The following is a 21,520-nucleotide window of genomic DNA, read 5'->3' as shown; positions in this document are numbered from 1 at the left end:
AGAAGGAATGAGTAAGGATGCCGAAATGGAGACAAATAAACGGTGATGTTTGTGTTCTCCATGCGTTGTACCTCGCACCCGGGAACCGTCATGTTCTTGTATACACGGTGTTTCGGGATTGGGTGGCATACTTTTTGGCCACTTAGTACAAGGCTTGAACACAATGACAAAACCTTGTTTATTATCCCATTTAAACCTCTTTTATAGCAAGGCGCCATTTTTCAACAAACCATGCAGCCAAGGGGCGCTGGCAGTGTTAAAATCCGCGCCATGACACAGATACAACAACAAGTGCAGCTGCTCACCATCGAAGCTGGGCATGACGGGCAGCGCATCGACAATTTTCTCAAGACTCAGCTAAAGGGCGTCCCCAAGAGCCTGATCTATCGCATCCTTCGTAAAGGCGAAGTGCGAGTAAACAAAAAGCGCATCAAACCGGAGTACAAACTCTGCGCAGGTGACGAGGTGAGGGTGCCCCCCGTGCGCGTTGCCGAGAAGAATGAGCTGCCTTCAGCTAACCTCGGGGTTATCCAGCGTCTGGAGAGCCAGATCCTGTTCGAAGACGATGCCATGATCGTGCTGAACAAGCCCTCCGGCATGGCAGTACACGGTGGCAGCGGCCTGAGCTTTGGCGTTATCGAGGGGCTGCGCGCACTGCGTCCGGAAGCCCGCTTCCTCGAACTGGTTCATCGACTGGATCGCGACACCTCTGGTGTATTGCTGGTTGCCAAAAAACGCAGCGCCCTGCGCAGCCTGCATGAGCAGTTGCGCGTCAAGACCATGCGCAAGCAGTATCTGGCGTTGGTGCGTGGCAAGTGGCAGGCTCACGTCAAGGTGGTTAATGCGCCGCTGCGCAAAAACGATCTGCAATCCGGTGAACGGGTAGTACGGGTCAGTGCCGATGGCAAGCCCTCCGAAACCCGGTTCCGCATCGTGCGTCAATTTGCCGAAGCGACTCTGGTCGAGTGCAGCCCCATTACTGGTCGTACCCACCAGATCCGCGTGCACACCCTGCATGCAGGTCATCCGATCGCCTGTGACGATAAGTACGGTGAAGCGGCGTTTGACGAGAAAATGCGCAGCCAAGGGCTAAAACGGCTCTTTTTGCATGCCTGGAAGCTCAGCTTCACCCATCCGGCCGATGGTCGCGAGATGCAGGTAGAAGCGCCGCTGGCACCTGAACTCGACAACTTCCTCAACGGCTTGCCACGCTGATGCAGGATATCCGGCTCGCCATTTTCGATTGGGACGGTACCCTGATGGATTCGGTGGGCCGGATTGTGGCCTGTGTGCAGGGGGCCGCCAGAGATTGTGAGCTGGCGGTTCCTGCTCCAGCCCAGATCCGGCAGATCATCGGATTGAGCCTTGATGTCGCCATGTCCCGTCTGTTCCCCTTATGCAGTGACAGTGGCGTTACCAGAGATGAGCGCCAGATTGCCGCACTCATCGATCGCTATCGTCATCACTATCTGCACGATGCGACCCCCAGCCCGCTGTTTGCCGGGGCAGGGGAGTTGCTACATGACTGGCAGTCACTGGGACTGCAACTGGCCGTCGCTACCGGGAAATCGCGCCGTGGGCTGGATCGAGTATTGGATGAGACCGGGCTGCACCCGTTGTTTGTGACCAGTCGTGGGGCCGATGAGGCTCGCTCCAAGCCTGATCCGCTGATGCTTGAGCAGATCCTGGACGAGCTGGGGCTGTCACCCCGGCAGGCGGTAATGAGCGGCGACTCTGTTCACGATATGGCGATGGCCGAGGCGATCGCCATGCCGCGTATTGGCGTTACCTGGGGGGTGGATAGCCGCGATGCCCTCAGTCGTCACGGGCCAGTGGCGGTGGTGGATTCTATGGCGGCTCTTCGCGGGCTGTTATAGACGCCTCTCTTTAAGAGACATCGATCTGATTGATAACAGAAGCCCGGTCTATTGACCGGGCTTTTTATATGCTCGATCTAGCTTATCTATTCGTCCGCGATCAGGGCAGGGCAATACCGTGGCGCTCCAGCAGCTCGATCAGGCCGATCAGCGGCAGACCGATCAAGGCGTTAGGATCGCGCCCTTCCAGCCCCTTGAACAGCACGATCCCCATCCCTTCGCATTTGAAACTGCCCGCACAATCGAGGGGCAGTTCAGCCTCTACATAGCGGCGAATGGCGGATTCGTCGAGATCGCGAAAGTGGACCGTAAACGGTTCAATCAATTGATGAATCTCATTGGTTGCAGCGTTAAGTACGCACAGCCCGGTGTAAAAGGTGACGCTGCGACCTTGAGCCTCCATCAGCTGGGCGATGGCATTGTCGATGGTGCCCGGTTTGCCGAGGATGTGATTATTGCAGACACACACCTGATCAGATCCGATGATCAAGCCGTGATCACGATGTTGGGCGACAGCATCAGCCTTGGCACGAGCCAGTCTGGCCACCAGCGCCTCGGCGGATTCGCCAGCCAGCGGGCGTTCATCCACATCGGGCGCGGCACATTCAAAGGGGAGGCCGAGCTTCTCCAGCAGGGCTTTGCGATAGCGAGAAGTTGAGGCGAGGATCAGATTCTGTGGCATAATCAGGTACCGATGAAAGCGAGTACCGGCATTCTAGGGACTTGTGACGTTAAAATCATCGGCGGTAAGGACTTTTTCCTTTGACTATCAGTTGTTGGACCTATATTATTCGCGCCCTATGCAAAAGGTGAAGTTGCCCGTTAAGGTTGATCCAGTCCGTAGTGCCTTGAAGCTGCTCGATTACATCGGGATAGTGGAAAAGTCGCAGATGCCCAGGCTGGAGGAATCAACCGCTGGCTTGCAGAGTGATATCGATGTATCACTGCACTTTGGCAAAGATGTCCAGAAGTTGACCGTTATGAAAGGCACTGCCCATGCCAAGGTTGACCTGGTTTGCCAACGTTGCGGAGAGACATTCGAACACCTCTGTGAAGCTGAATTTATCTACACTCCGCTGTTCGAAAGAACAAACGAGGAAGAACTGCCGGAAGCTTATGAGCCCATTGAGTTGGACGAAAACGGCGAGATAGATCTTCATCAAATCCTGGAGGATGAACTCATCCTCTCGTTGCCTCAAGTCGCTATGCATTCTCTGGATGCATGCCCGAGAGGAAACATGGAGATGACCTGGGGTGAAATCGAACCTGCTGATGAGCGGCCGAATCCCTTTGCAGTTCTTGAAGAGCTTAAACGTAAGTGAATTTAGGAGTTAGCCTACAATGGCCGTACAACAGAACCGTAAAACCCGTGCCAAGCGTGGCATGCGTCGTTCCCACGATGCGCTGACCACCGCTGCCCTGACTGTTGATCAGACCAGTGGCGAAATTCATCGTCGTCACCACGTGACTGCCGATGGTTTCTACCGCGGTAAAAAGGTAATCGCTTAAGGATTGCCTTTGTCTACGCAAACTGTCGCGCTAGACATCATGGGGGGAGATATTGGCCCCTCGGAAACAGTGCCTGCCGCCGTGCAGGCACTGTCTCTTTTACCCCAGTTAAAACTGATCCTGGTCGGCGACCAGCACCAGACCTCCTCTCTGCTGCAGCAACATGGTTTGCTGAATCATCCCCGAGTCCGTTTCGTACATGCATCCCAAGTGGTTGGCATGGGCGATAAACCGATCGTGGCGCTGCGTACTCTGAAAGACTCCTCCATGCGGGTGGTACTCAATCTGGTGAAAGCCGGTGAGGCCGATGCCTGCGTCAGTGCCGGCAATACCGGTGCGTTGATGGCGATGGCCAAGTGCGTGCTCAAATCCCTGCCCGGGGTCGATCGGCCGGCACTTATCAAGGCGCTGCCGACATTGAGCGGCAAACGCACCGTGATGCTGGATCTAGGCGCCAACGTCAGTTGCGATGCGGATACCTTGCTGCAGTTTGCCGTGATGGGCTCCGTCGTGGCCGAAAAGGTAGAAGGCATTGCATCCCCCCGTGTTGCCTTGCTCAACATCGGCGAGGAGGAGATCAAGGGCAACGATCTGGTGCGCCACAGCGCCGAATTGTTGCGTCAGTGCCACGCGCTCAATTATGTCGGGTTTGTAGAAGGGGATCGCATCTTCAGCGGCGACAGCGACGTGATCGTCTGCGACGGTTTTGTCGGCAATGTCGCCCTCAAGACGGCAGAGGGGGTGGTGCGGATGATGGCCCAGCTGGCCGGATATCCCCGCAAGAAACGCACTTTTCTTGGCCGGATCGCCGGATTTATGTTCAAACGGCGTTTTTCTTACCTGAACCCCGACCAGTATAACGGGGCAAGTCTGTTAGGATTGCGCGGCATTGTGGTAAAAAGTCATGGGCGGGCCGAACGGCGCGCTCTGTGTAATGCGATCCTGCTGGCCGCACAAGAGGCCAAACATCAACTTCCACTGCAAATAGCAGATCGCCTTGAAGCTGTCTTCTCTGACAGGGATCTATAAGAACTCTATGCATAGCAAAATTCTGGGTACTGGCAGCTACCTGCCGAGTTCAGTGCGTACCAACGCCGATCTCGAGCAGATGGTTGAGACCAGTGATGAGTGGATCGTGGAACGCACCGGTATCCTTGAGCGCCGTATTGCCGGGGCTGACGAGACCGTTGCCACCCTCTCTTACCAGGCCGCTCTGCGCGCCCTGGATGCAGCCGGTTTGACCGCTGCCGATCTCGATATGATAGTGCTGGCCACCACCAGTGCTGAAAATGCCTTCCCGGCTGCCGCCTGCGAGCTGCAGGGGCTGCTCGGCGTTCCGGGCATTCCTGCCTTTGACGTGGCAGCTGCTTGTGCCGGTTTCACCTACGCGCTCTCCATTGCCGATCAGTTCGTCAAATCCGGCGCCGCCCGCCATGTGCTGGTTGTCGGGGCCGATGTGCTCTCCCGCATGTGCGATCCGCAAGATCGCGGCACCATCATCCTGTTTGGTGACGGGGCAGGGGCCGTGATTGTCGGTGCCAGCGAGACGCCGGGCATCCTCTCTACCCATCTTCATGCCGATGGCCGTTATGGCGAGCTGCTCAAGCTGCCTCATCCCCGTCGCGGCATGCCGGGTGCCGAGCTCGAAGCCTACATGTATATGAAGGGCAACGATGTCTTCAAGGTCGCGGTCACCCGTCTTAGCGAGATCGTGACCGAAACACTGGCCGCTGCCGGTATTGAACCGAGCGAGCTGGACTGGCTGGTGCCGCATCAGGCCAACTTTCGCATTATCAGCGCCACAGCCAAGAAGTTGGGTATGAGCCTCGATAAAGTGGTGCTGACCCTCGACAAGCACGGCAATACCTCTGCCGCTTCCGTTCCGGTCGCCTTTGACGAAGGGGTGCGGGATGGCCGGATCAAACCGGGTCAGCTGGTACTGCTGGAGGCCTTCGGCGGCGGTTTTGCCTGGGGCTCGGCGCTGGTTCGCCTCTGATCTTCGGCGGGATGGTGCGCCCATCCCGTCACCGATTTCATTTTTGTCTTATCTAAAAGGAATCAATGATGACCCAATTTGCCATTGCCTTCCCGGGACAAGGTTCCCAGTCCGTTGGCATGCTTGCCGAGCTGGCCGAACAACATGCCGTGATCAAGGAGACCTTCGCCGAGGCGAGTCAGGTGCTGGGTTATGACCTGTTTGCCCTGGTGATGGATGGTCCGGTTGAAGATCTGAACAAAACCTGGCGCACCCAGCCTGCGCTGCTGACGGCCTCTGTCGCCCTGTGGCGCCTGTGGCAACAGCAGGGTGGGGCAACGCCTGCCATGATGGCGGGTCACAGCCTGGGTGAGTACTCCGCGCTGGTTTGCAGCGGCGCACTCGATTTTGCCGATGCGGTCAAACTGGTCGAGTTGCGTGGTCTGGCCATGCAGGAAGCGGTACCGGAAGGCACCGGCGCCATGGCGGCCATCATCGGCCTTGATAACGAATCCATCGCCGCCAACTGCGAAAAAGCGGCACAAGGGCAGGTGGTCTCTCCGGTCAACTTCAACTCCCCGGGCCAGGTGGTTATCGCCGGTCACAAAGAGGCCGTTGAGCGCGCCAACGTGCTGATGAAAGAGTCGGGCGCCAAGCGTGCGCTGCCGCTGCCGGTCTCCGTGCCGTCTCACTGCGCGCTGATGAAACCTGCCGCAGAAAAACTGGCAGCTGCGCTGGACGGGATCGAGATCAAGGTTCCAACCATCGCGGTCATCAATAATGTCGACGTATCCTGTGAACAGGATCCGGCCGCCATCAAGCAAGCGCTGGTACGTCAGCTGTTCAGCCCGGTTCGTTGGACCGAGACTGTCGAGCGGATGGCCAATGAGGGGGTTACCCTCGAGATCGAGATGGGACCGGGCAAAGTGTTGACCGGGCTCGCCAAGCGCATCGACAAGCGCGTAGAAGGTATTCACGCCAACGATGCCGCCTCTTTCGAGCAGGCGCTGGCCCAGATCAAGTAAACAGGAGCAAGTGATGAGCTTTACCGATAAGGTTGTGTTGGTGACCGGTGCCAGTCGCGGCATCGGCCGTGCGATTGCCGAAACATTCGTGGCCCATGGCGCGAAAGTGGTCGGTACGGCGACCAGCGAGAGCGGTGCCGAGGCGATCAGCGCCTATCTGGGCGAGAATGGTTGCGGCATGGCACTGAACGTGACCAGCCAGGAATCCATCGAAGCCGTCTTCGCCGCCATCAAGGCGCGTTTTGGTGACATCGACATCCTGATCAACAACGCAGGGATCACCCGTGACAACCTGTTGATGCGGATGAAAGATGACGAGTGGAACGAGATCATCGATACCAATCTGACCTCGCTTTACCGTCTGAGCAAACCGGTGTTGCGTGCCATGATGAAGAAACGTCACGGTCGCATCATCAGCATTGGCTCCGTGGTGGGAACCATGGGCAATGCCGGTCAGGTCAACTATGCTGCCGCCAAGGCCGGTCTGGTTGGTTTTACCAAATCGTTGGCGCGGGAAGTGGCATCCCGTGGTATCACAGTGAACGCGGTTGCCCCCGGTTTCATCGAAACCGACATGACCCGTGCCCTGAATGACGATCAACGTGCCGGCATCATGAGTCAGGTGCCTGCCGCCCGTTTGGGTGATCCAAAAGAAATTGCCGCAGCTGTGGTATTCTTGGCTTCTGATGAAGCAGCCTATATCACCGGCGAAACCCTGCATGTTAATGGCGGGATGTACATGGTGTAATCAATTTGTCGTAAGATCTGTTCAAATTTGCGATAGTACGCCGAAGTTTGGCACATTTCGTGGTTTGACCAGCGGCAAGCTACTTGCAAACTCACGTCAATTGAATAAACTACCCCAACCAGACGCAAATAGCGTATTTTTAAAGGAAAATTCAGGTCATGAGCAACATCGAAGAACGCGTAAAGAAAATCATCATCGAACAACTGGGTGTTAAAGAGGAAGACGTCAAGAACGCTGCCTCCTTCGTCGACGACCTGGGCGCTGACTCTTTGGATACCGTTGAACTGGTAATGGCGCTGGAAGAAGAATTCGATACCGAAATTCCTGATGAAGAAGCCGAGAAGATCACCACTGTTCAAGCGGCTATCGACTACATCACCGCTAATCAGGAATAAGTTCCTGTTCTGAAAGAAGCGGCCCAAGGGCCGCTTCTTTTGTATTTGTTCCTTTTCAAAACACCTCTCGGAGACTACCTCAGTGTCAAAACGCAGAGTCGTGGTGACCGGCTTGGGGATGCTTTCCCCGGTGGGTAACACTGCCGAATCCAGCTGGCAAGCACTGCTCAACGGGCAGAGCGGCATTTCCCTTATCGAACACTTTGATGCCAGCGAGTTTGCAACCCGCTTCGCAGGTCTGGTCAAGGATTTCGATCCCGAGCAGTACGGTATCAACCGTAAAGACGCTCGCAAGATGGATCTCTTCATTCAATACGGCATCGCGGCCGGTATGCAGGCGCTGGATGATTCCGGCCTGACCATCAATGAAGAGAATGCCGAACGTGTCGGCGTGGCGATTGGCTCCGGTATCGGCGGTCTGGGTCTGATTGAACAGAACCACGAAAGCTTGGTCAACGGCGGCCCACGCAAGATCAGTCCCTTCTTCGTTCCGTCTACCATCATCAATATGGTGTCCGGTCATCTCTCCATCATGAAAGGTCTGCAAGGGCCAAATATCGCCGTGACTACCGCCTGTACCACTGGTACCCATGCCATCGGTATGGCTGGCCGGATGATCGCTTACGGTGATGCCGACGTGATGGTCGCCGGCGGCGCCGAGAAAGCCTCCACCGCGATGGGGATGGGTGGTTTTGCTGCCGCCAAGGCACTCTCCAACCGCAACGACGAGCCGCAAAAAGCGAGCCGTCCGTGGGATAAAGATCGCGACGGTTTCGTGCTGGGTGACGGTGCAGGGGTACTGGTGCTGGAAGAGTACGAACACGCTAAGGCCCGTGGCGCCAAGATCTATGCCGAGCTGGTTGGCTTTGGCATGAGCGGTGACGCGTACCACATGACTGCGCCTCCTGCAGATGGCAACGGTGGCGCTCGCGCCATGAAAAATGCCATCAAGGATGCTGGCATTGCCCCCGAGCAGATTGGTTACATCAACGCGCACGGCACCTCCACCCCGCTGGGTGATGTGGCCGAGCTGCGTGGCATGAAGTCGGTGTTTGGTGAGCACGCCAAATCCCTGATGGTGAGCTCCACCAAGTCCATGACCGGTCACCTGTTGGGGGCCGCCGGTGCCATCGAGGCGATCATCACTGTGTTGGCCCTGCGTGATCAAGTGGCTCCGCCCACCATCAACCTGGACAACCCGGATGATGAGTGCGATCTGGATCTGGTACCCCATGTGGCCAAGCCAGGCAGCTTCGAGTACGCCCTTTCCAACTCATTTGGTTTTGGCGGCACCAATGGCTCACTGATCTTCAAACGCGTATAATTTGCCGCAGGGCAAAGACACAGGCCCGATACTGCCGGTATCGGGCCTTTTTTATCGGAGGGATCCCTTTGCTTATCAATGGCATGAAGCTTGATACCATCTCGGCCCATGATCGGGGGCTGGTTTATGGTGACGGTCATTTCACCACCATGGCGGTCAGGGAGGGTCGCGTGTTGCAGTGGCCTGCCCATCTGGCACGGTTGCTGCTGGCCAACAACCGGCTGGGATTGGTTGAACCGGACTGGGATCTCCTGACTCGGGAGGTTGAAGAGATGGTGGCCGACCAGCCACAATGCGTGGCTAAGGTGATCCTGACCCGCGGCGAGGGGGGGCGGGGCTATGACGGCAGCGGATGTCAGCACACGACCCGGATAGTTAGTCTGGCGCCATTTCCCACTCACTATGGCCAGTGGCAACAGGAGGGGATCGAGATGGTGGTGTGCCACCAGCGGATCGGTGATGCGCCTATGCTGGCCGGGCTTAAAACCTTGAATCGTCTGGAGCAGGTATTGCTGAAAAGCGAACTTGTCAGCCGGAATGCAGTCGAAGGGATAGTGCTGAACAGTCGTGGTTTTCTCATTGAAGGGGTCAGTGCCAATCTGTTTTGGCGTCGGGGCAAGACGGTGTTTACGCCCGATCTCGCCCGCGGTGGTGTCGATGGCATCATGCGTCGCCAGGTGATGGCGATGTTGAAACAGATGAGTATTGAGTTGCGTGTGGTAGAGGCTCCGCTGGAGTCACTATGGCAGGCGGAAGAGGTGTGGCTCACCAATACCCTGATGGGGGTCGTGCCGGTCAATGGCATCGAGGATATTCACTATCCCCCATCGGTATTGAGTCGCCGTTTACAGGAGCGTTTGGTCATTGAAGTTTAATCGGCTTTACACCCTGCTCGCGGGGGCGGCACTGACGGTTGCCGCTGCCGGGGGCTATGTACATTACAAATGGCAACAGGTAGAGACGCTCACCAACAAGGGGCCGACCCGGCTCTTTACGGTGGAGAAGGGCGCCCATGCGGCGCGCCTCATTGCCGAACTGGGTGAGGGGGAAACCAGCCCCTGGGCGGTGCGGCTCTGGCTGCGCAGCCATCCCGAACTGGTGGCCATCAAATCGGGCACCTACGAAATCAAGGAAGGGGCCCCTCTCAAGGAGACCCTTTCTCTGTTCGCATCGGGCAAGGAGTTTCACTTCAGCCTCACCTTCGTCGAAGGTTCCCGTTTCGAGGATTGGCAGAAGCAACTCTCCAGCGCCCCATACCTTGAGCGGTTGACCGTCGAGCAATCCGAAGCCGACCTGGCGCAGGAGCTCGGCATCGAGAATGGTAAGCTGGAGGGGTGGTTTCTGCCGGAAACCTACGCCTATACCACCCATGCCAGCGATCTCTCGATCCTGCGTCGTGCCCATCAGGATATGGAGACTTTCCTGCAGCAGAGCTGGGAGAAACGTCAGGCCAACCTGCCTTACAAGACCCCCTACGAGGCGTTGATCATGGCCTCCATTATCGAGAAAGAGACCGGTCAGCCGGACGAGCGGGCACAGATCGCCTCGGTGTTTGTCAATCGTCTGCGTCTGGGCATGAAGTTGCAAACCGATCCCACCGTCATTTACGGGGTGAAGGATCGCTACGATGGCAACATTCGCCGCAGCGATCTGACCGACAAGAATCCCTACAACACCTATGTGATCGACGGTCTGCCGCCCACGCCTATTGCCATGCCAGGAAAGGCCTCCATCGAAGCTGCGCTTAACCCTAAGTCGACCGATTATCTCTACTTTGTCGCCAAGGGGGGCGGTGCCCACTATTTCTCCAAGACCCTCGATGAACACAATCGGGCGGTTCGCGAATACATATTGAAGAAACCCTAATGTCTAAATTTATTGTGATCGAAGGATTGGAAGGGGCAGGGAAGAGCTCGGCCGTGCGTTATGTGACCGACTATCTGCAGCGCCACGGCATCAACCGGATCGAGTGCACCCGCGAGCCGGGTGGTACGCCGCTAGCCGAGCGGATGCGGGCCATCGTCAAAGAGGTGCACGACGAGCGCCTCACCATCGAGGCGGAACTGCTGCTGATGTACGCCTCCCGGGTACAACTGGTGGAGACCCGCATCAAGCCGGCACTGGCCGACGGTGTCTGGGTGGTGGGAGATCGCCACGATCTCTCCTCCCAAGCCTATCAGGGTGGCGGCCGTGGTATCGATGCCCAGCTTATCGGAGCCATCAAGCAGGCGGTGCTCGGCAACTTCAAGCCGGATCTCACCCTCTATCTCGATATCGATCCCGCCCTTGGCTTGCAGCGCGCGCGCCATCGTGGCGAGCTGGATCGCATCGAACTGGAGCAACTGAGCTTCTTCGAGCGTACCCGAACTCGTTATCTCGAACTGGCCGCCAAGGATGATTCCATTGTGGTGATCGATGCGGCGCAAACGCCGGAACAGGTCAAAGCTGCCATCGAGCGTGCATTGGATCACTATCTGTCGCACGAGCCGCTATGTATCCCTGGCTGATCCCCGACTGGCATGCCCTGAGCCAGACGGCCCAGTCCGGTCGTCTCGGCCACGCCTGGTTGTTGCTGGGCGATCCCGGTCTTGGCAAGGAGCAACTGGCCGAGCGGCTGGCACGTTTGCACCTTTGCCAGCAACCGGATCGCGGAGAGCCGTGCGGCCACTGCCACTCTTGCCAGCTGTTTGACAAGGGCAACCACCCGGATCTCGGCACCATAACTCGCGACAGCAAGACCATCGGGGTCGAGGCCATTCGCGAGATCTGCACCCGGCTGCAGGGCTCTGCCCAGCTCGGCCGTGGCAAGGTGGTGATCATTCCTGATGCGGAGCGGATGACCGAATCGGCGGCAAATGCCCTGCTGAAAACCCTGGAAGAGCCGGCCGGCGACAGCTTGCTGTTGCTGATCGCTTCCCAGGTTTCCCGGTTGCTTCCCACCATTCTCAGTCGCTGTCACAAACATGTCTGTCAGTTGCCTGCGGAAGGGGAGACAGTACACTGGTTGGCCGAGCAGGGTCATCAGGCCACTCTGGCTCAGGTGCGGATCTGTCAGGGGGCCCCGCTGCGGGTACTCGACTATATCGAGCAGCAACAGGACGGTACTCGCCGCGAATTGCTGGAACAGTTTGTCGCCCTGAGTCAAAGTCCGGTCAAGGCGACGGCACTGTGCAGCCAGCTGGGTCAGGAGACGCAGGTCAGGTTGCACTGGTTGCAGCTCTTCTTGTGCGATGCCCTGAAAACCCAGGCTGGATGTGGTCACCATCAGCTGGCAATGCCTGATCTGGCTATCTTGAGTCAACGGTTGGCGGAGCAGCACTCCAGCGAAAAACTGCTGGAGGCAGAACAAGATCTGGTTGCTCTGAAAGCGGCATGTCAGCCGGGTCAGCTCTCCAATCCCACTATCCATCTGATGAACTGGCTCAGTCGCTGGTTATAAGTACCGACAAGCAGAAAGGTTTTATATGTTACTCGTTGATTCCCACTGTCATCTCGATCGCCTCAGCTATGGCAGCAAGCAGACCAGCTTGGCTGATGTACTGGCAAAGGCCGCGAAACTGGACGTGGGATATTTTCTCTGTGTCAGTGTGACTCAGGCACAGTTCCCGACCATGCTCGAGGCGATCGCTCCCTATCCCCAGGTATTTGCCTCTTGCGGGGTACACCCGCTCAATCAGGAACCCGGTGTCGATGCCGAGTTGCTGCTCAAGCAAGCTGCCGATCCACGGGTGGTGGCCATCGGTGAGACCGGTCTCGATTACTTTTACTCGCCCGAGAACAAGGAAGTTCAGCAAGCCTCTTTCCGCGAACATATCCGGGTTGCGCGCGCGTTGAACAAGCCGCTGATCATCCATACCCGCGATGCCCAGCAAGATACCTTGCAGATCATGCGCGAAGAGGGCGCTGATCAGGTTGGCGGTGTGCTGCACTGCTTCACCGAATCCCTCGAAATGGCGCAAGCTGCGATGGCGTTGGGGTTCTATATCTCCATCTCCGGGATCGCCACCTTCAAAAATGCGTCTGCATTGCAAGAGGTGGTCAAGGCACTTCCCCTCGACAGATTGCTGGTCGAAACCGACTCGCCCTATCTTGCACCCGTGCCGCATCGGGGGAGGGAGAACGAACCCGCCTTTGTACGAGACGTTGCGCAGTTTATTGCCGATCTGCGTCATATTCCGCTTAATGAATTGGCAGAAGCCACCAGCCGGAATTTCTTTGAACTATTCAAACTGGCGAAAAAATAACACAGAAGCCCCGTTGCTCGGGGCTTTTAAATTTTCAAATACCAAGCTGATTACCCAGCTGAATATCAACACTGCACCGTGTTATCTCTCACTTCACCCGACCAATGTAACCTGTTCATCCATATAAACCTGAGTTGAATGATATTCCGATGTTTCGTTTATCTAATGTGGCCAAAGGATATAAAAACATCAGGCTTTAAGTATCGATAATATTCATTATCGATAGTTGATGTCTGTGGAGGATCCTGTATGATCCTCTAAAACATCATATGAATCATAGTGTTCCGTGACATATCCAACCTTATCCAATCCGGCTCATCAGTCACTGCAGACTGTTTTCGATGCGCAGCTAAATAGTCGGGCACGCCGCTTTTTGCGCAGTGCAAAAGCGGATTCCACCCTCAATGCCTATCAGGCGGATACCCGTATTTTTGTCTTCTGGTGTCAATTGCACGGGCTGGATCCACTGCAAACCACCCATCACGACATCATGAATTTTCTCGCAGATCAGGCTGACGGCGTATTGGCCGACTGGGTATGGCTGGATAAAGAGGAGGGAAAAGGGGAGCTGCGCAATGGTGAACCTCGTAAGCCGGCAACCCTGGTGAGACGGCTTGCCGGGATCCGTTATGCCTTCAAGCAGAAAGGCATTCACCCCATGCCCACCGAACATCCCGAAATCAAGGAGATGATGCGCGGTATTGTCAGATTGGGGGATAACCGCAAGCGCAAAACCGGTGCTCTGACGCTGCAACCTTTGACCCAGGTGCTGGATGGCATCGACACCAATGACCTCGCGGGTTTGCGTGATCACACCCTGATACTGCTGATGTTCAGTGGCGCCTTGCGCCGTTCGGAAGCGGCCCGAATTGAGGTGAGCGATCTCGATTTTATGGGGCAGGGGATCCGCCTTCGCCTCAAACCGAGCAAGCATCAGCTGCATGAAACCGAGATAGCCTTGATTCCGGGCAAACACTATTGCCCCGTGTCGGCACTGCAAAAATGGCTACACAAAAGCCGGATCAGCGAGGGGCCGCTGTTTCGGCGCATGAACCGCTGGGGTCAACTGATGGCCGAACCACTCGGCCCCCAGGGCATCAATCTGATGATCAAGCGGCGAACCGGCCAAACCATCGACGATCTTTACGTCAGTGGCCATAGCCTGCGGCGCGGATTTATCACCTCGGCGGTGACTGCCGGCAAGCCAATGAACAAGATCATCGAGGTAACGCGCCACAAGGATATGCGAACCCTGCAGGAGTACTTCGATGACGCCCATAAATTCTCCGATCATGCCCTTGATGGCTTGCTTTGACACAACTGCGCTACTGCATTTTTATGTTAAATGATATCTTGTTGATCTGATGATATATTTGCCGTGCAGCCAGCAGCCCAAGGTGGAAGGGGCATCTTCCAATGGATAATGGCATGTGATGAGAGATAACAAACTCGGAAACGTAATATCGCAAGGACATATGTGACCCAAGAAATGACAGTGCGTGAAGAGCAAGAGGCGGGGCCCCAAAACAATGCCGAGCGGCAGCGCCAACATGTAAAACGCAAGCAGGAGACCCATACCCGGCTGCAATGCTGGATCAGCAATCGCCACGCCGAGCGATTGGCCGCTCTGGGTCTTCATCTCGAAGACAGTCAGGCATCACTTATCGAGCAGGCGATCGATCTGCTCTACCAACATGAGCTGGGTAGAGAACCTCCGTTTGAAAACAGAGTCGCCATACAGGTCGAAGAGACTGTTGAATAGACACAAAAGTGAAGTAACAGCGATACGTGAAGAGATAAAAAAAGCCAGGTACGAATTCCTTGTACCTGGCATAGGGGAATTGGCTCCTTGCAGAGCCGTGCGCTAACTGGTGTTCGGATTGCCTTAAGCTTAGACAAGGCTCAAGGCTTTTCAAGATCCGAAGAAAAGTTCAACCAGAGTGTGGGTATTTCAGACTCGTTCAAGTGCTTATGCACCGAGCGGCCCACTACGCATTGAACAGATTGTTGTCACGCACCAGCTCGCGGGGGAGGGCATTCTTGACCCGACTCCCCACCCATTTCCCCATGCCCAGGGTATGCCCCTGATAGCGGACGATCACCTCGCCAGCGCCCGCATCCTGTTCTGGCCAGACGTCCCGTCCCATCATGAATTCCCGCGCATTGGCGCTATCAAGCTCGACCACGCCCTTGCTCGCTTTATCGCCATAGGCCAGTGCCCACTCATGAGTGAGGCGATAACCTTTCTTGAAGGTCTCGGCCAACTTGATGCCGATGCGATCGAAGCGCAACTTGCCCTGCACCTGATCAAACCGCTGGGGGAAGAGCCAGATCTCGTCATTGCGGCCAAACAGCAGACCCTGTGGTGCCACCCCGAAGTTGGCTTCAATCTCGCGCAACATGGGTTCCGCCTCTTTGGCAGGAAGCGGCGCAAAGGGGAATTTACCCAGCTTGCCCGGCTTGAACATGGTGTTGGGAACCGAGTGATGCTTGCGCAATCTGGCGACGAAAAAGCCTTCACTGTCGAAGATCTGGGGCCAAACGTGCAGGTATCCCTCGGATGTGCAGGCCTGCTCTGCATGAGGGAACAGGTCTGCCAGCGAGTCAAAACTCAAGGCATCGCCAAACTTGTCCAGCAAGGATTGGCAAACCGCTTGGTTCTCCTGCTCACTCAAGGTGCAAGTGGAGTAGACCAGTACGCCACCCGGTTTCAGGGCATGGAAAGCGCTCTCCAGCAACCCTTGTTGCACCGCCGCAATCTCGTCGATGCTCTCGATACTCCAGTTGCGCAGCGCATCTTCATCCTTGCGCACCGTACCTTCACCGGAGCAGGGGGCATCGAGCAGGATGGCATCGAAGGTCTCCGGCAACCACTGGCCAAATACCTTGGCATCAAAATGGGTCATGCCCACATTGGTCACGCCGCAGCGCTGGATATTGGCGCTCAGCACTTTCAACCGGCTGCTGGAAAACTCGTTGGCAACCAACATCCCCTGATTGTTCATCAAGGCGGCTATCTGGGTGGTCTTGGAGCCGGGGGCCGCCGCCGCATCCAGCAACATGCCATCCGCTTTGATCTTGTCGCTGGCAAAGAGTGCCGTCACCGGCAGCATGGAGCTCGCTTCCTGAATGTAGAAGAGCCCGCTCAAGTGCTCGGCGGTGTTGCCAAGTGGGACAGTTTCATCGCTGCGGGTCAGCCAGAAGCCGGTATCACACCAGGGGACAGGGTCAAGCTGCCAACCCAGTGGCTCCATCAGGGCGACGAAATCTGAGACGGCGATCTTCAAGGTATTGACCCGAATGCTGCGGCGCAGCGGACGTCGACAACTGGCCACAAAGTCATCCATCGAGAGATGGGCCGGCATGATGGCCGCAATGTGGCGTAAAAAGTAATCGGGAAGGAAGGTGTTGTCGTGCACTGTGCCGTCTCGTTGACCGAAAAAGAGGGGCGATATCCTACCACAAGGCTAAGAATATTCTGAATCTGAACCCTATCAACAGGCACCGGAATATAAAAAAGCCCGGCACTGTGCCGGGCTTGGATGAGATACAAAGGGAAGAGATCAGGGCTGGATACGTGGACTCCACTCCAGCCACTCTTTCTCGGCCTTGCCGTAGAGCGGATAGCTGTGGCCCGCCTTGACGGTTGGCCCCATCTCTTTCTCCGGCGTATTAAAGGCGATGCCGCCAGCCAGCAGGCTCTGCACCGTCTCCACTTCGATGGTGCCGCCAGTCAACCCGATATCCGCCTTGACCCCGGAGACATTCCAGAAACGGGAGTTTGCCCGCACCAGATGGGCATACTCCTGATCGACGTTAACGTCGATCACCACCTCGCTACCATCCCGAGCCAGCGCCACCCTGGTGACACTGCCCACCACCATCTTGCGAAACAGCAGCGGGCTGCCGACGCTCAGGCCATTGACGGAGGGGCTCTTGAGGGTCAGTGCCAGACCCAAAGGGCCGACCTGACTCAAGGGGAAGCGATCTTTGCCAGCGCCTTTACCCGGTTGTGCCTCTACAAATGCCCCCTTGATCAGGGTATCGAGGTGCGCAACGCCGCCTAATCCCAGCTTGGCTTGCACCAGAGTAAAGCGGGCGCCGGACTGCAGGAAACGCTCGGCATAGTGGCCATCGAGTTCCGCCTTGAAGATCACCTGACCCAGTGACGGCTCCAACTCGATCTCTTCAATTTTGCCGATATCGACACCGCGATAGCGGATCGGGCTGCCAATCCCGAGCCCCGGATTGCTCTCTGCCACCAGTGACAGCTGGCGCACCTTGGCCTTAGCTTGCTCCCTGGAATCGAACAGTTGATGACTGCTGCGGCCATTGGCCAGCCGATCGAACTCGATGGCACCGCGCAGCAAGGTACCGAGGTTGCCCACCTTGACCTGCACCCCATCGACCCGCACCTTGGTGTCGATGGCCGGTTTTTTCCAGAACTGGGGTTGCTGGGCGAGGAGGGGAGCATAGACCCCATCAATCTCGAGTTCGATCTCGACCCCCTCTTTGGCGGCGCGTAGCTGTTTGACCTTGCCCGCTTCCAGCCCCAGATAGAGCACAGGCGAGCCAATGCCAATGCCATCGGCCTGATCTGCTTTGAGCAACCAGCGCTGGGGCTTGGCATCATGGGTGCCGAGTAGTGCCAGCTCCTGACTCGGGTAGAGACGGTTAATCCGCTCGCCACTGCTGGCTTGTACCAGCTTGATCCCGCCCCCCAACCAGGCACTGGCCGGACTGGTTTCTACTTTGATGCCGCTCAGATCGGCATCGATCTGCAACGGGGCAGCGCGATAGAAGCGGGCACGGTTGAGCAGATGGCCATAGTTCGGCGCCATCACTAGCTCGACGCTGGCATTGCCGCGCGCACCCAGGATGAGCTGGCTGATGCGGCCCACCTGCAATCCCTTGTACCAGACAGGTGCATCCTGATTGAGCCCCGCCAGATCGTCAGCCTGCAGCGTCACCTTGGTGCCGCTCTGGGGCGCGCGATCGGTCAGGGTCATCTTCTGTACCGGTTTGCCCGCCACATAGTCGAGGCGAATGGCTGGGCCGGAGAGCAGGCGATCCGCATGCTGCACGCCGGTCGCGGAGAGGGAGACACTCTCCCACACCAGTTGACTCTTGTCGGTAATGCGATAAGCCTGCTCCGGGTTGATCAGCGCTGTGACCATACGGCCTTTATCGGTAAGGCGAATGGGGTCGATACGACCAATCTCGATCCCCTCATAGAGGATGGGCATCCCCTCCTTGACCGGAAGATCGCCAGCCGCAATGTCGATACGCTCGCCACGCGCCGCTTCCGCAAGCCCTTTATAGAGGACGAAAGTCTGTCCCTTCTCCGGCTCTGGTGAATCTTTGGGTGAGTCAAAGGCAATGCCGCCGCTCAGAATGGAGGTGAGGCTGCCTGCCTCCAAGCTCACCCCGGCCAGACTGAAGGAGCCCTTGATACCGCTGATATTCCAGAAGCGGGTATCGGCTTTGACCAGATGTTCGAAACGCGGCTCGATCACCAGATCCAGAATGACGTTCTGGTTGTCCTGACCCAGGCGGGTATTGATGACGCTGCCCACCTCGATACCGCGGAAATAGAGCTTGGCGCCAATCCCCACCGAACCCAGCGAATCGGCGGTCAGGTGCAGCATCCGCCCCTGAGCCTGATAGCCGGGGGGAGGGCCCTCCAGTGCATCAAAGGTCTCCTCCAGCGGATTGCTTTCACGCCCCGGTTGCAGGTTGATGTAGTTGCCGGAGACCAGGGTATCGAGGCCAGAGATCTCGGTGAGCGACGCCTTGGGGCTCACCAGCCAGAAGTCGGATCCCTTGCGGATCAGCGGTCTGGCACGGCTGTCAATCTTGGCCATCACCGCAATCTTGCGGCCATCTTCAGCCAGCTCCAGCTCCTGTACCACACCGATGGCCACCCCCTGATAACGAACCTGGGTTTTACCCGGCAAGATGCCGTTGCCCTGGGCGAAGTTGATCTGGATAAGCTGGCCACGGCTCAATACCTGCTGATAGAGAAAGCCACCTGCCAGCAGCATGGCTATCAGGGGTAACAGCCAGACCGGCGATAACCAGCGGCGCTTTTCGATGACGGGTTCAGCCCCGATCATAGTGACTCCTTATTGGCTGGATTAAACAGCACATCAGACAAAAACAGAGAAATCATCAACGGGCCGCCTTGTCCCACAGTAAACGGGTATCGAGCATGCGGGCCGACATCATGGTCAGCACGACCACACCGGCAAAGGCGGTGGCCCCCGGGCCTGCGCGGACACTCAGCAGTACACCCCGATCGACCAGTGCCACCATCAGCGAAATCACGAACAAGTCCAGCATCGACCAGCGACCGATAAAATCGATCACCCGATACATCACCAGTTGGCGCTTGCGCCGCACCGGTTTGGCCCGCTGCAACTGCCAGCAGATCCAGCCCAGCCCCAATATTTTTCCCACCGGCACCAGTATGCTGGCGGTGAGAACTATGGTGGCAATCCCGCTCATTTTGCTGCGATAGAGCATCATGATACCGCTGAAGATGGTATCTGACTGCAGTAACCCCTTGTTGTAAAAATGGGTTATGGGCAACAGATTGGCAGGCAACAACATGAAGGTGGCGAGTGCCAGCAAGCCCCACGACCAGGCGAGGGAGCGGGGAATGCGCACCTGCAATTTGCTGCTGCAACGGGGGCAGACTGCCCCGGCTTGATAGCGCACCAGCAAACCACAGGTATGGCAGCGGCAGAGCCCCATCTCACGGGCGTTGGTCATGTTCCGGCTCCTTTAACGGGATCCGCGCCCAGTAGGGGGCGGGGTCAAACAGGATCAGCAGGGTCATGTTGAGCAGCATCAAAATACCGAGACTGAGCAAGCCGCCACCGAGACGCACATCGGCGATGTCGATCAGTTTGAACAGGGCAACCAGCAAGCTGACGATATAGACCTCCAGCATGGCCCAGTGGCGAAACACCTCGACCAGCTTCAAGGTGACGGGAAGAATGTGCCAACGTTTGGCCAGACCCGAAGCCAGCGCAAAGATCCCCGCCAACAACCCCACTGGCGCCAACACCGCGCACCAGAGCACCAGGCTGGCTACCCACCATTCACCTTCGCCAAACAGCACCAGGATACCGCGCAGCAGGTCGGCATCGGTGTTGACCCCAGCCAGCCGCAGATAGATCAGCGGCTCAAAAAATGCGGAGGGCAGCAGCAGAAATCCGGTGATGGTCAGGGCCATCAACTGGGAGGGACGAAAGGCATAACGGCCATAGAGATGTTGGTGACAACGCGGGCAGTGGGCATGGCGACGCAGCGGCAGTGCTTTGCGCTGGATCAGCAAGTCGCACGCCGGACAGACAATCACGGAACCGGGCTCCATCATACAATTCAACCTGTTGAAGGAATTGGTGAAATTTACCCTAAAACCGGTTTCCTGTCTTGCCTGCGGCCGGAATGTTACGAAAGTATAATTGACGTTAACGTAAACGTGATATTAGATAGCCAGACTAGACAGGTGAAAGGAGTCATGATGTCCAGTTTGTCCCCCTCGGCAGGCCTGCGCTTTCGCACCGCCCTTGCCAATGAACATCCCCTGCAGATCGTCGGCACCATCAATGCCTATATGGCGCTGATGGCCGAGCGCAGCGGTTTTCAAGCCCTCTATCTCTCCGGCGCCGGAGTGGCCAATGCCTCCTACGGCTTGCCGGATCTCGGCATGACCTCCCTTAACGACGTGCTGATCGATGCCGAGCGGATCACAGCGGCGACCCGAGTGCCACTGCTGGTCGATATCGATACCGGCTGGGGTGGGGCATTCAACATCGCCCGTACCATTCGCGCGTTTGAGCGGGCCGGTGTTGCCGCCGTCCATATGGAAGATCAGGTGGCTCAGAAGCGTTGTGGTCATCGCCCCAACAAGGCGGTGGTCACGCTTGAGGAGATGTGCGATCGCATCAAGGCAGCGGTGGATGCCCGCGAGAATAGCGAGTTCGTCATCATGGCCCGCACCGATGCATTGGCTGTGGAGGGGATGGAGTCGGCTCTTGAACGCACTGCCGCCTATGTAGCCGCTGGGGCCGACATGATCTTCGCCGAGGCGGTGACCGAGCTTGCCCAGTACGACCAGTTCAAGCAAGCGGCCAACGTGCCGATCCTCGCCAACATGACCGAGTTCGGCAAAACCGAGCTGTTTAACAAAGAGCAACTGGCCGCCCACGGGGTCGACATGGTGCTCTACCCCTTGAGTGCCAACCGAGCCGCCAATCAGGCCGCTCTCAACGTCTATCAACATATTCGCCAGGATGGCCATCAAAGGGCTGTCGTGGAAACCATGCAGACCCGGGAGTCACTCTACGACTTCCTCGGATATCACCACTACGAGCAGACACTGGATCGTCTGTTTACAGCCAAGGAATAGGAGG

At 57.1% G+C, this 21,520-nt stretch carries 23 protein-coding genes; 18 read left to right on the top strand and 5 right to left on the bottom strand.

Going from position 1 to position 21,520, the window contains the following annotated elements:
* Positions 1-270: 270 nt before the first annotated feature.
* Together rluC and AB5Y99_RS06360 are read left to right on the top strand one after the other, a co-directional pair.
* A complete protein-coding gene (gene rluC / locus AB5Y99_RS06365; protein WP_368209057.1) occupies positions 271-1,215 on the top strand; it encodes a 23S rRNA pseudouridine(955/2504/2580) synthase RluC in 945 nt (314 codons plus the stop codon).
* Positions 1,215-1,877 carry an HAD-IA family hydrolase gene (locus tag AB5Y99_RS06360; protein WP_368209055.1) on the top strand — a complete coding sequence of 221 codons (663 nt, stop codon included), beginning with the start codon at positions 1,215-1,217 and terminating at the stop codon, positions 1,875-1,877. Before rluC ends, AB5Y99_RS06360 begins: the two co-directional genes overlap by 1 nt.
* 100 nt (positions 1,878-1,977) lie before the next feature.
* Here the strand turns inward: AB5Y99_RS06360 and AB5Y99_RS06355 are convergent, their stop codons facing one another.
* Entirely contained in the window at positions 1,978-2,559 is a 582-nt protein-coding gene (locus AB5Y99_RS06355; RefSeq protein WP_043820357.1) for a nucleoside triphosphate pyrophosphatase, read from the bottom strand.
* Positions 2,560-2,677: 118 nt separating this feature from the next.
* Here AB5Y99_RS06355 and yceD point away from each other — a divergent pair, with 118 nt between their 5' ends.
* The 15 genes from yceD (at position 2,678) to AB5Y99_RS06280 (ending at position 14,859) form a co-directional block, all read left to right on the top strand.
* Positions 2,678-3,199, top strand: coding sequence for a 23S rRNA accumulation protein YceD (gene yceD / locus AB5Y99_RS06350; protein WP_013723766.1), 522 nt, complete (start codon positions 2,678-2,680; stop codon positions 3,197-3,199).
* Positions 3,200-3,218: 19 nt separating this feature from the next.
* The gene (gene rpmF, locus AB5Y99_RS06345; protein ID WP_005300935.1) at positions 3,219-3,386 is read left to right on the top strand and encodes a 50S ribosomal protein L32; all 168 of its coding nucleotides are present in this window, start codon (positions 3,219-3,221) and stop codon (positions 3,384-3,386) included.
* Between the two features lie 9 nt (positions 3,387-3,395).
* A complete protein-coding gene (gene plsX, locus AB5Y99_RS06340) occupies positions 3,396-4,415 on the top strand; it encodes a phosphate acyltransferase PlsX (protein ID WP_005351844.1) in 1,020 nt (339 codons plus the stop codon).
* 7 nt (positions 4,416-4,422) lie between these two features.
* Positions 4,423-5,382, top strand: a complete 960-nt coding sequence (locus AB5Y99_RS06335) for a beta-ketoacyl-ACP synthase III (RefSeq protein WP_368209053.1) — start codon at positions 4,423-4,425, stop codon at positions 5,380-5,382.
* A 68-nt stretch (positions 5,383-5,450) separates the two neighbouring features.
* A complete protein-coding gene (gene fabD, locus AB5Y99_RS06330; protein WP_005333161.1) occupies positions 5,451-6,386 on the top strand; it encodes an ACP S-malonyltransferase in 936 nt (311 codons plus the stop codon).
* A gap of 13 nt (positions 6,387-6,399) precedes the next feature.
* On the top strand, positions 6,400-7,134 hold the full coding sequence (gene fabG, locus AB5Y99_RS06325; RefSeq protein WP_368209051.1) for a 3-oxoacyl-ACP reductase FabG: 735 nt from the start codon (positions 6,400-6,402) through the stop codon (positions 7,132-7,134).
* A 158-nt stretch (positions 7,135-7,292) separates the two neighbouring features.
* Complete coding sequence (acpP, locus tag AB5Y99_RS06320; RefSeq protein WP_005300909.1) at positions 7,293-7,529, top strand: acyl carrier protein; 237 nt, start codon at positions 7,293-7,295, stop codon at positions 7,527-7,529.
* Between the two features lie 82 nt (positions 7,530-7,611).
* Positions 7,612-8,853, top strand: coding sequence for a beta-ketoacyl-ACP synthase II (fabF, locus tag AB5Y99_RS06315; protein WP_005360452.1), 1,242 nt, complete (start codon positions 7,612-7,614; stop codon positions 8,851-8,853).
* A 68-nt stretch (positions 8,854-8,921) separates the two neighbouring features.
* A complete protein-coding gene (gene pabC / locus AB5Y99_RS06310; protein ID WP_368209050.1) occupies positions 8,922-9,728 on the top strand; it encodes an aminodeoxychorismate lyase in 807 nt (268 codons plus the stop codon).
* Positions 9,718-10,719 (top strand): endolytic transglycosylase MltG, encoded by a 1,002-nt coding sequence (mltG, locus tag AB5Y99_RS06305; RefSeq protein ID WP_005333156.1) that lies wholly within the window; start codon positions 9,718-9,720, stop codon positions 10,717-10,719. The genes pabC and mltG overlap by 11 nt, the downstream gene beginning before the upstream one ends.
* Positions 10,719-11,360, top strand: coding sequence for a dTMP kinase (tmk, locus tag AB5Y99_RS06300; RefSeq protein ID WP_368209048.1), 642 nt, complete (start codon positions 10,719-10,721; stop codon positions 11,358-11,360). Before mltG ends, tmk begins: the two co-directional genes overlap by 1 nt.
* Complete coding sequence (holB, locus tag AB5Y99_RS06295; protein WP_128815971.1) at positions 11,345-12,292, top strand: DNA polymerase III subunit delta'; 948 nt, start codon at positions 11,345-11,347, stop codon at positions 12,290-12,292. The genes tmk and holB overlap by 16 nt, the downstream gene beginning before the upstream one ends.
* A gap of 25 nt (positions 12,293-12,317) precedes the next feature.
* Positions 12,318-13,097, top strand: coding sequence for a YchF/TatD family DNA exonuclease (locus AB5Y99_RS06290; protein ID WP_323892267.1), 780 nt, complete (start codon positions 12,318-12,320; stop codon positions 13,095-13,097).
* A 286-nt stretch (positions 13,098-13,383) separates the two neighbouring features.
* Entirely contained in the window at positions 13,384-14,412 is a 1,029-nt protein-coding gene (locus tag AB5Y99_RS06285) for a site-specific integrase (protein WP_323892264.1), read from the top strand.
* Positions 14,413-14,586: 174 nt separating this feature from the next.
* Entirely contained in the window at positions 14,587-14,859 is a 273-nt protein-coding gene (locus AB5Y99_RS06280) for a RepB family protein (protein ID WP_151286039.1), read from the top strand.
* A 226-nt stretch (positions 14,860-15,085) separates the two neighbouring features.
* On the opposite strand, the gene rsmF is transcribed toward AB5Y99_RS06280, so the two are convergent.
* The 4 genes from rsmF to AB5Y99_RS06260 all read right to left on the bottom strand — a co-directional run bounded on the left by rsmF (position 15,086) and on the right by AB5Y99_RS06260 (position 20,481).
* A complete protein-coding gene (gene rsmF / locus AB5Y99_RS06275) occupies positions 15,086-16,516 on the bottom strand; it encodes a 16S rRNA (cytosine(1407)-C(5))-methyltransferase RsmF (RefSeq protein ID WP_106843697.1) in 1,431 nt (476 codons plus the stop codon).
* Positions 16,517-16,660: 144 nt separating this feature from the next.
* A complete protein-coding gene (locus AB5Y99_RS06270) occupies positions 16,661-19,213 on the bottom strand; it encodes an MlaD family protein (protein WP_323892261.1) in 2,553 nt (850 codons plus the stop codon).
* A gap of 55 nt (positions 19,214-19,268) precedes the next feature.
* Positions 19,269-19,871, bottom strand: coding sequence for a paraquat-inducible protein A (locus AB5Y99_RS06265; RefSeq protein ID WP_150995855.1), 603 nt, complete (start codon positions 19,869-19,871; stop codon positions 19,269-19,271).
* The gene (locus AB5Y99_RS06260; RefSeq protein WP_005333129.1) at positions 19,855-20,481 is read right to left on the bottom strand and encodes a paraquat-inducible protein A; all 627 of its coding nucleotides are present in this window, start codon (positions 20,479-20,481) and stop codon (positions 19,855-19,857) included. The genes AB5Y99_RS06265 and AB5Y99_RS06260 overlap by 17 nt, the downstream gene beginning before the upstream one ends.
* Positions 20,482-20,628: 147 nt before the next feature.
* Between AB5Y99_RS06260 and prpB the strand changes: the two genes are divergently transcribed.
* On the top strand, positions 20,629-21,516 hold the full coding sequence (prpB, locus tag AB5Y99_RS06255; protein ID WP_150995854.1) for a methylisocitrate lyase: 888 nt from the start codon (positions 20,629-20,631) through the stop codon (positions 21,514-21,516).
* The last annotated feature ends 4 nt before the right edge of the window (positions 21,517-21,520 follow it).

The sequence above is a fragment of the Aeromonas sp. R4-2 genome (assembly GCF_040908295.1).
GTDB lineage: Bacteria > Pseudomonadota > Gammaproteobacteria > Enterobacterales > Aeromonadaceae > Aeromonas > Aeromonas veronii.
Note: the sequence above shows the minus strand (reverse complement) of the source record. Positions and strands in the feature narration are given on the sequence as shown.

Bases quoted from the DNA above. Each gene is read 5' to 3' on its own strand.
- acpP (WP_005300909.1), top strand. From the start codon at position 7,293: ATGAGCAACATCGAAGAACGCGTAAAGAAAATCATCATCGAACAACTG.
- AB5Y99_RS06260 (WP_005333129.1), bottom strand. From the start codon at position 20,481: ATGATGGAGCCCGGTTCCGTGATTGTCTGTCCGGCGTGCGACTTGCTG.
- yceD (WP_013723766.1), top strand. From the start codon at position 2,678: ATGCAAAAGGTGAAGTTGCCCGTTAAGGTTGATCCAGTCCGTAGTGCC.
- fabD (WP_005333161.1), top strand. From the start codon at position 5,451: ATGACCCAATTTGCCATTGCCTTCCCGGGACAAGGTTCCCAGTCCGTT.
- AB5Y99_RS06360 (WP_368209055.1), top strand. From the start codon at position 1,215: ATGCAGGATATCCGGCTCGCCATTTTCGATTGGGACGGTACCCTGATG.
- holB (WP_128815971.1), top strand. From the start codon at position 11,345: ATGTATCCCTGGCTGATCCCCGACTGGCATGCCCTGAGCCAGACGGCC.
- AB5Y99_RS06280 (WP_151286039.1), top strand. From the start codon at position 14,587: ATGACAGTGCGTGAAGAGCAAGAGGCGGGGCCCCAAAACAATGCCGAG.
- tmk (WP_368209048.1), top strand. From the start codon at position 10,719: ATGTCTAAATTTATTGTGATCGAAGGATTGGAAGGGGCAGGGAAGAGC.
- rpmF (WP_005300935.1), top strand. From the start codon at position 3,219: ATGGCCGTACAACAGAACCGTAAAACCCGTGCCAAGCGTGGCATGCGT.
- AB5Y99_RS06265 (WP_150995855.1), bottom strand. From the start codon at position 19,871: ATGACCAACGCCCGTGAGATGGGGCTCTGCCGCTGCCATACCTGTGGT.
- AB5Y99_RS06355 (WP_043820357.1), bottom strand. From the start codon at position 2,559: ATGCCACAGAATCTGATCCTCGCCTCAACTTCTCGCTATCGCAAAGCC.
- rluC (WP_368209057.1), top strand. From the start codon at position 271: ATGACACAGATACAACAACAAGTGCAGCTGCTCACCATCGAAGCTGGG.
- fabG (WP_368209051.1), top strand. From the start codon at position 6,400: ATGAGCTTTACCGATAAGGTTGTGTTGGTGACCGGTGCCAGTCGCGGC.
- prpB (WP_150995854.1), top strand. From the start codon at position 20,629: ATGTCCAGTTTGTCCCCCTCGGCAGGCCTGCGCTTTCGCACCGCCCTT.
- AB5Y99_RS06270 (WP_323892261.1), bottom strand. From the start codon at position 19,213: ATGATCGGGGCTGAACCCGTCATCGAAAAGCGCCGCTGGTTATCGCCG.
- AB5Y99_RS06290 (WP_323892267.1), top strand. From the start codon at position 12,318: ATGTTACTCGTTGATTCCCACTGTCATCTCGATCGCCTCAGCTATGGC.
- AB5Y99_RS06335 (WP_368209053.1), top strand. From the start codon at position 4,423: ATGCATAGCAAAATTCTGGGTACTGGCAGCTACCTGCCGAGTTCAGTG.